General features: G+C 40.0%; 6 protein-coding genes, 1 pseudogene and 1 riboswitch. All 7 genes and pseudogenes read right to left on the bottom strand.

The genetic code is table 11. The features are described 5' to 3' along the window. Nucleotides 1–24: 24 nt before the first annotated feature. The 7 genes and pseudogenes from A4245_RS02365 to A4245_RS02335 all read right to left on the bottom strand — a co-directional run bounded on the left by A4245_RS02365 (nucleotide 25) and on the right by A4245_RS02335 (nucleotide 7,647). Nucleotides 25–933, bottom strand: coding sequence for a UvrD-helicase domain-containing protein (locus A4245_RS02365; RefSeq protein ID WP_067725308.1), 909 nt, complete (start codon nucleotides 931–933; stop codon nucleotides 25–27). A gap of 2 nt (nucleotides 934–935) precedes the next feature. Then, nucleotides 936–2,279 (bottom strand): RNA polymerase recycling motor HelD, encoded by a 1,344-nt coding sequence (gene helD / locus A4245_RS02360; protein ID WP_067725306.1) that lies wholly within the window; start codon nucleotides 2,277–2,279, stop codon nucleotides 936–938. Nucleotides 2,280–2,450: 171 nt separating this feature from the next. Next, nucleotides 2,451–4,328: an ABC-F family ATP-binding cassette domain-containing protein gene (locus A4245_RS02355; RefSeq protein WP_067725304.1), complete on the bottom strand. Its 1,878-nt coding sequence runs from the start codon at nucleotides 4,326–4,328 to the stop codon at nucleotides 2,451–2,453. 631 nt (nucleotides 4,329–4,959) lie between these two features. Further along, nucleotides 4,960–5,430, bottom strand: a complete 471-nt coding sequence (gene ribH, locus A4245_RS02350) for a 6,7-dimethyl-8-ribityllumazine synthase (protein ID WP_067725302.1) — start codon at nucleotides 5,428–5,430, stop codon at nucleotides 4,960–4,962. Between the two features lie 27 nt (nucleotides 5,431–5,457). Next, nucleotides 5,458–6,069: pseudogene (ribB, locus tag A4245_RS02345) on the bottom strand (3,4-dihydroxy-2-butanone-4-phosphate synthase); the annotation flags it as partial. Between the two features lie 13 nt (nucleotides 6,070–6,082). Next, complete coding sequence (gene ribE, locus A4245_RS02340) at nucleotides 6,083–6,733, bottom strand: riboflavin synthase (protein ID WP_067725300.1); 651 nt, start codon at nucleotides 6,731–6,733, stop codon at nucleotides 6,083–6,085. A gap of 164 nt (nucleotides 6,734–6,897) precedes the next feature. After that, a riboswitch (FMN riboswitch) is annotated at nucleotides 6,898–7,045 on the bottom strand. A gap of 104 nt (nucleotides 7,046–7,149) precedes the next feature. Next, nucleotides 7,150–7,647 (bottom strand): peroxiredoxin family protein, encoded by a 498-nt coding sequence (locus A4245_RS02335; protein WP_067725298.1) that lies wholly within the window; start codon nucleotides 7,645–7,647, stop codon nucleotides 7,150–7,152. Nucleotides 7,648–7,827: the final 180 nt, after the last annotated feature.

The raw sequence follows: 7,827 nt of genomic DNA, 5'->3' as shown, positions 1-7,827 counted from the left end.
AAAATATATACTGTTAGTAATCTATTAATCTATACAATAAGATGACTTATCATAAGTGCATGCCGTATATAGTATCGCCCTATCTGACTCCTTGTAATAACAATCCTCCGAAGCATCCGGAATGAGGACTGCATCAAATTCAATCCCTTTGGCAAGATAAACCGGCAGCACAAGCAATCCTTTCTCAAAGGAGTACGTTTCCTCGTTTATAAGCAGTACATTCAATTTATCCTGTAATTGATGGTAGACCATTTCGCTCTCCTGCATTGTCTTGCAAATTACTGCAATGGTTTCATGACCTTGACGCTTAAGTGCCACCACACTTTCTCTCAATGCAACGGTTAATCCTTCTTTTCCATCCAGCTTTAGGAGCGTTGGCTTTTCCCCTTTACGTTCAAAGGGTTCAATTAATTCCTTGCCTGGTGCAAAGTGTTTCGTGAACTCTACAATTTCTCTGGTGGATCGGTAACTCTTGGTCAATGTAATTCTCTCATGCTTTAATTGGTTTTCTTCCCGAACCAATGGATTTTTCTTCGTTGCATAGTTATAGATTGACTGATTGATATCTCCGAGTAAAGTTAGTTTTGTATACGGATAAATATGCTTCATATACGCAAATTGAAATGCCGAATAATCCTGGGCCTCATCAATCAATAAATGCCTCACAGACCGATCAGCCTGGTCACCCAAAATCCTTCCTTTTAAATACAAATATGGGGTGGCATCCTCCCAGGTCAATTTACCATTTGATAACCCTTTTTTCGTCAGCATACAAATCCCATCCCAAAATTCCGGTGTTTTTAGAGAGTGCCAGTCTGTAAAAAGCCTGCGATAAGCTGCAGATACATGAACAAACTCCAAACGTTTCACACGCTTTTTAATCTTGGAAAAGGTTCTTCTCACAACTTCTTTCCTTAGAAACTCCTCCTCCATTTCTATCTCACTTTCGAATTCATTTTTTCAATCTGCTTTTGCGATTTATAAAAAGCCTTCAGATAATCTTCCTTATCAAGCAATTCTATTTTTTCCATTACCCAATCTTTGTTTTTCTCTTCCTTTTGATATCTGAGCAATTCTTTGGATAACCAATCTGAAACAAGCTCCATTCTGTTTGGTATCGCGATTTCCTTATCCAGCGAATAAAAATACTCTCCAATTTGTTTTTTGGAAAAGAGAATCCGGTTATGAAAGGTTATATTTTTAAATTCAAGACCACTCGTTTCCAATTGCAGAACGAAATCATCAATCAGTTCTTTAAAATCCAAGCTCGACTTATACTCGATGCTATTCATGCGGATTCGATAGTGTTTATCTGCTGACTCCTCTGACAAAACATATTCCATCTGTTCAAATGGTGACTCTATTTCAAACATATCGCCAATCCCTGTTTCAACAAAATCCAGGAATGTTGTTTGCCTGACATTCGCTTCTCCCAGCTCCGGAAGTACATGGGAAATATAACTGGAGAATAGCGGGTTTGGCGAAAACAACACTACATTATCTGCATGAAGATCCTCACGGTACCGATACATCAAATAAGCTATGCGCTGCAGCGCTGCTGATGTCTTTCCGCTGCCGGCCACACCCTGCACTACCAGTAAATCACTTTTCTCATTACGGATAATTTTGTTTTGCTCCTTCTGGATCGTTGCAACAATATTACGCATCGCAGTACTCGCATTATTCCCGAGAGCATGCTGTAATAATTGGTCGACAATGGTTACCCCTGTATCAAACATTCCTTCAATCCGGCCTTCTTTTATGATGAATTGCCTTTTTAATGTTATCTCCCCGGTAATTTTCCCTTCAACGGTCCTGAATTCTGCTCTTCCAGGTGAAAAATCATAGTAAAGGCTGGAAATGGGGGCACGCCAGTCATAGATCAAGAAGTTTTCATCCGTTTGATCCATCAATGATGAAATACCAATATATATCTGATCCTTGTCATTTATTTGCTCTTCCAAAAAATCGATTCGGCCAAAATAAGGAGAATCTTTTAGCCTTATTAGCGTTTTCAATTGTTCTCCAATTTTACCATGAGATCTCTCAATTTCTGCCAATAGTTCAGCCTGCTGTTTAATGCTGGCTTCTGTTTCAATCACATCATCCGGTTCGTCCACGTTAACGGTGACATCATCCCAAAAGCTCTTTCGAAGTTCGATCACACTTTCTTTTAAACCGGAAGATTTCTCATATAAACGTTCTTCTTTTCGGTTAATTTCGCGAATTATATCATCTACTCGCCGTTGTTCCTCTTTTCGATTCATATCCTCGCTCACTTGCATTACCCCATTTCAATCATTCTCTAATTAAATATTGTTATCAATATACTTCCCTATACCTATCGATAATATGGAACGTAACCTAAAACAATACACTTTAAACAAAAGACCACACAGAGATTATAGGTTGATTGTCTGTGTGGTTCTTGTTTATGGATAATGTCCTATTTAGTTATTCTCCAAATCCTCTATCAATAGGGAAAGCTCTTCCCAGCGTTCCATTTTTGCTTCCAGCTCTGCTTCCGTCTCCTGTTGCTTGGCAAAAAGCTTCTGCACTTGTTCCGAATCACTGCCGGCATCTATAATTCCCTGCTGGAGCTCTTCCACTTTTCCTTCAAGTTCGGCTATTTGATCTTCTATTGTTTCCCATTCACGTTGATCTTTATAGGATAGCTTTTTCTTCTGTTTCTTTGGTCGATCCGGCGTTTTATCAGGCGCTGAATCATTGCTTACACTGCTTTCACGAAGATTTAGATAGTCGCTGTAATTGCCATAGAATAGCTCTGTCCTGCCCTGCCCAATAAACACGAGTAGCCTCTGTGTAACCCGATCGAGAAAATATCGATCATGGGACACGGTAATTACCACTCCTGGAAAGTGATCGAGGTATTCTTCCAGGACACTCAATGTTTGCGTATCCAAATCATTTGTAGGTTCATCGAGAAAGAGCACATTCGGTTCCGTCATCAGCACTTTAAGCAAATAGAGCCTTCTCTTTTCGCCACCCGAGAGTTTTCGGATATAGGTCCACTGTTCCGCACGGGAAAACAGAAACCTTTCCAGCATTTGTTCTGCAGTTATCACCTGTCCATCTTTTGTATGGATAACTTCTGCTACTTCTTTGATATAGTCGATGATGCGCATGCTTCCATCGAGTTCTTCATCGCCCTGTGTATAATAACCGATTTTTACAGTTTCGCCGATTTCTATTTCACCTTCATCAGGCGCGATACGGTTTGCCATGATATTCAATAAGGTGGTTTTACCGGAACCATTTGCACCAATGATCCCAAGACGTTCGCCAGGTACTACCAGATGGCTAAAATTATGCAAGAGGACTTTATCCTCGTAGGACTTGCTGATATTTTTAAGTTCAATGACTTTCTTTCCTAACCTGGTCGACCCTACTTGGAATTCAACATTATCTTTCTTTGTATCGAACGTTTCCTTCTTCATGTCTTCAACCCGTTCGATTCTCGCCTTCTGTTTTGTCGACCTTGCTTTAGCTCCTCGTCTAAGCCATGCCAATTCACGCTTCAACGTATTTTGGTGCTTTTGTTCGCTGCTGATTTCCAATGCCTCACGTTCCGCCTTTTTCTCAAGGAAAACTTCATAATTCCCTTCATATATATACAAATTCCCTTTATCCAATTCATATATGCGATTTGTGACCCGATTCAGGAAATATCTGTCATGCGTTACCAAAAGCAAGGATCCTTTGTAGGATTGCAAATATTTTTCCAGCCATTCGACAGTTTCATTATCCAAATGGTTTGTCGGCTCATCGAGAATCAGTAAATCGGCTGGTTGAATAAGAGCTTTGGCAATGGCGACCCTTTTCTGCTGTCCGCCCGATAGCTCCGTAATCTTCTTACCAAAGTCTGTGATGCCAAGTTTGGTCAAAATGGTCTTGGCAGCAGTGTTCGCTTCCCATGCTTCCGCTTCATCCATTTTCTGCTGGATCTCCATAAGATGTGTTTGGTACACACTATTTTCCGCATCCTGCTGAAGCTTTAATAATGCTGCTTCATAGGTGCGCATCAGCTTCATTATTTCTGCTTCCCCTTCATAAATCTGATCAATGACAGTCAGATTATGGTCTAAAGCGGGTTCCTGTGCCAAATACTCGATATGGTAATCTTTTGGATGTTTGATCGTACCCTTTTCAGGTGATTCCAGCCCTGCAATAACCTTTAAGAAACTTGATTTTCCTGTACCGTTTACACCGATCAACCCAATTCTTTCCCGATCGGCAATGGTACATGTAATATTATTAAACAGGATCTTTTCTCCATAGGATTTATGTAAATTTTCTATTGTAAGCATCGTAAAACCTTCCTCGCATTTTATTATAGTGCATATTCAAAAAGGAGGATAAAAAGGACCGAGAAGTTCGAGGCAGCGTAGCTTTGAGTAGCGGAATGTATGCTTTTAATACATGAGCAACGGAAAAGCAAGCTAACGAAGAAATTCGATGTGTCATTTTTACCGGACTTTTTGAACATCCTCTTATAGCGATTAATTCTTTTTACCTGTCCGATTCTTAATAAGTATCTTTATGATAATAACGATTAAAAATAATAACCAGGATGTAACCAAATAGAAAATCAGCCTGCTGACTTCGTTCATATCTGAAAAGAAAGACGCCATCCCTGCCCATATTACAGCTATGATAACGAGTTGTGCCACTAATAATTTGATTGTAATCTCCCCCGTCCATTAAAAATTCCCTGATTTATAGTTTATCCTACTAACATATAATTTTCCAATAACAAGAGCGCAAGCGCCGTTACCGACGGATGGGCTGCACCCATAGGACCTGGGTTGTTGTACGATAGCCTATAGATGTGGCATTTCCTTGGTAGGATAATTGTTTCCAGATATGATTTTTTCACTTTAAAAAGCCGGGAAAGCTATGGACGCTTTTCCGGCTTACTTACTGCTTCATCTTATATTCTTAGTTTTCCAGCATCCTTACCATGTTTGCCATCTCGATTGCGGTAACAGCTGCATCTGCTCCTTTATTCCCTGCCTTTGTTCCAGCACGTTCAATTGCCTGTTCGATCGTTTCTGTTGTCAATAGGCCGAAGACAACCGGCTTACCTGTTTGTATGGATGCACTGGAAATACCTTTTGCTGCTTCATTACAAACATAGTCAAAATGAGGTGTTGAGCCACGAATAACAGTTCCTAAGGTGATGACAGCATCATACTTATCACTGTTTGCCATTTTATGTGCGATCAATGGCAGTTCAAAAGCTCCAGGTACCCATGCAGTGTCGATATTTTCTTCAACGACTCCATGTCTATTTAACGTATCCAGTGCCCCATCCAGCAATTTACCTGTAATGAATTCATTAAATCTAGCCACTACGATCCCAATTTTTAAATCTGTTCCTACAACATTTCCCACATAAGTTTTACCCATTTGTTCCATCTCCTTAGCCTAGTTATAAATCAATTTTTTCTGTTTTTTCCGATAGGCAACCAAATCTGCAATCGTAATTAATTTAAGGTCAAATCTATCGGCCATTTCTTCTAAATCAGGCAACCGTGCCATTGTCCCATCTTCCTTGATAATTTCACAAATAACACCCGATGGGAAGCTGTCACTTAATAGTGCCAAATCCACAGCCGCTTCCGTATGACCGGGACGAGTCAATACCCCTCCCTCTTTTGCAATAAGCGGAAAGACGTGCCCAGGCCGCTTGAAGTCCCCTTTTCGTACATTTGGGTCGATTAATGCCTGAATCGTTTTTGATCTTTCTTCCGCACTGATGCCGGTAGTTGTATCTTTATGGTCAATGGATACCGTAAATGCAGTTCCTAAAGGATCCGTACTCTTATCCACCATCATCGGAAAACTGAGTCTTTCAGCAAGCTCAGCTTGAATTGGCGTGCAGACTAAACCTTTTCCATGGGTAATCATAAAATTGATGACCTCTGGGGTTGCCATTTCTGTCAATGCAATAAAGTCGCCTTCATTTTCTCTGTTTTCATCATCAACAACGATAATGGGCTTTCCGGCTTTTAAATCTTCTATCGCAAGTTCAATTGCATGTATCATTTTATTTACCTCCTCACATGAAACCATTTTTATTAAGAAACTCTTCGTCAATACCTTTTTGTTGCTTGTCAAGCTGGCCGCTAAGCATCTGTTGCACATGTTTTGCAAGCATGTCACATTCAATATTTACGATGTCACCCTTATCTTTTCCTCCAAGTACGGTTTCTGATACGGTGTGAGGAATCAGAGAAATGGTAAACACATTCTTGTTGACTCCGAACAGTGTCAGACTTGTACCATCCACTGTAATCGACCCTTTATGGAGTAAATATCCAGCTAATTCTTCAGGAATTTCAATATCATAATAGATTGCGTTTTCCTGTTTATGCTTATCAATGATTGTGCCTATACCATCCACATGGCCTGAAACAAAGTGGCCGCCAAACCGCCCATTTGCAGCCATCGCTCTTTCAAGGTTTACCTTTGAACCAGGCTTTAACATTTGCAATGAGGTTGCCTTAATCGTTTCCGGCATTGCATCTACATTAAAACTCGTTTTGGAAAAATTCGTTACGGTTAGACATATCCCGTTTACTGAAATGCTGTCACCAATATTCATATCTTCAATTATTTTATTTGAACCGATCGTCAGTTGAACCGCTTGTTGGGAAACTTTCTGCATTTTTTCCACAGTGCCCATTTCCTCAATAATACCTGTAAACATCACTCTCACCCTTTCTTATCGGTTATGTAGCGTATCAAAAAACCCCTGAAGCTATCTTCAGGGGTTTAAGTCAGAATTTTAATTGGCATAAAGTTTACTGCGATTTTTGCACAATGATAACAATATGCAAAAATTACAACAGCTACTATTAAACTGCTTTCCTAAAATCCCTTCTCTCATCCAGACTTTAACTGTCGGTTCCGGAGTTGCACCAGATCCACCGCTTGGTTAGAAAACCGCACGGGTCACGGACTTTGAAGCATTTGCTTCATCACCGCCGATTGGGAATTTCACCCGACCCCGAAGGAATATACGTATTAAATTATTATCAGTATACATCAGTTAATGAAGAAATACAAGAATATATCTTCAAAAGTTACTAACTTACAAATAATTACCATTACATTATTTTGCCCCTATTCCATTTTTTCGTATTCGGATACCATCCGCTCATAATCCATCGCTCCATATGCTTTATGACGAATGATCCCTTTTGAATCAACCATATATGTTGTAGGAATTGGGCTTATTCTGTATAGGGTTGAAACTTCACCAGCTTCATCCATCAAGATTGGAAAGGTTAATCCATACTCCCCCGCGAATTCGGTCACCTGAGTTCTGTTCTTTTCCATATCCGTTAAGTTGATCGCCAGTATGACCGCTTCCTTGTCTTCGTAAAATCTCTGCATATCAGGCATTTCTTCCCTGCATGGCGGACACCAGGTTGTCCAGAAATTCAGCATCACTCGCTGACCGGTATAATCGGATAGTTTGACAGTTTCTCCTGTCATCGACATCAATTCAAAATCAGGTGCCTTATTGCCGATCTCCGTCCCCTCATTATCTGCTGAAATTGCTTCTGCTCCCCAAAGAAATATGCCGGTAATCATCACTATAACCAATAACTTTTTCATTATCCTGCCTCCAAAGAAATATTGCCTATAGTTTCCCATAGTTCCTCAATAACATTCAAAAACATTCTAAATACCTGCTGAGAATTTGCTATAATACAGAAAATAGCTGCTTTAAATGAATAAGCCATGCAAAAAGGGGAAAATAATAGAAAGTTTACAACCATTCCATGTCCACTAAAG

Origin of the sequence: Oceanobacillus damuensis (assembly GCF_001618145.1) — a bacterium.
In the GTDB taxonomy this organism is placed as follows: Bacteria; Bacillota; Bacilli; order Bacillales; family Amphibacillaceae; genus Oceanobacillus; species Oceanobacillus damuensis.
This window is presented reverse-complemented; position numbering and strand designations above follow the sequence as displayed.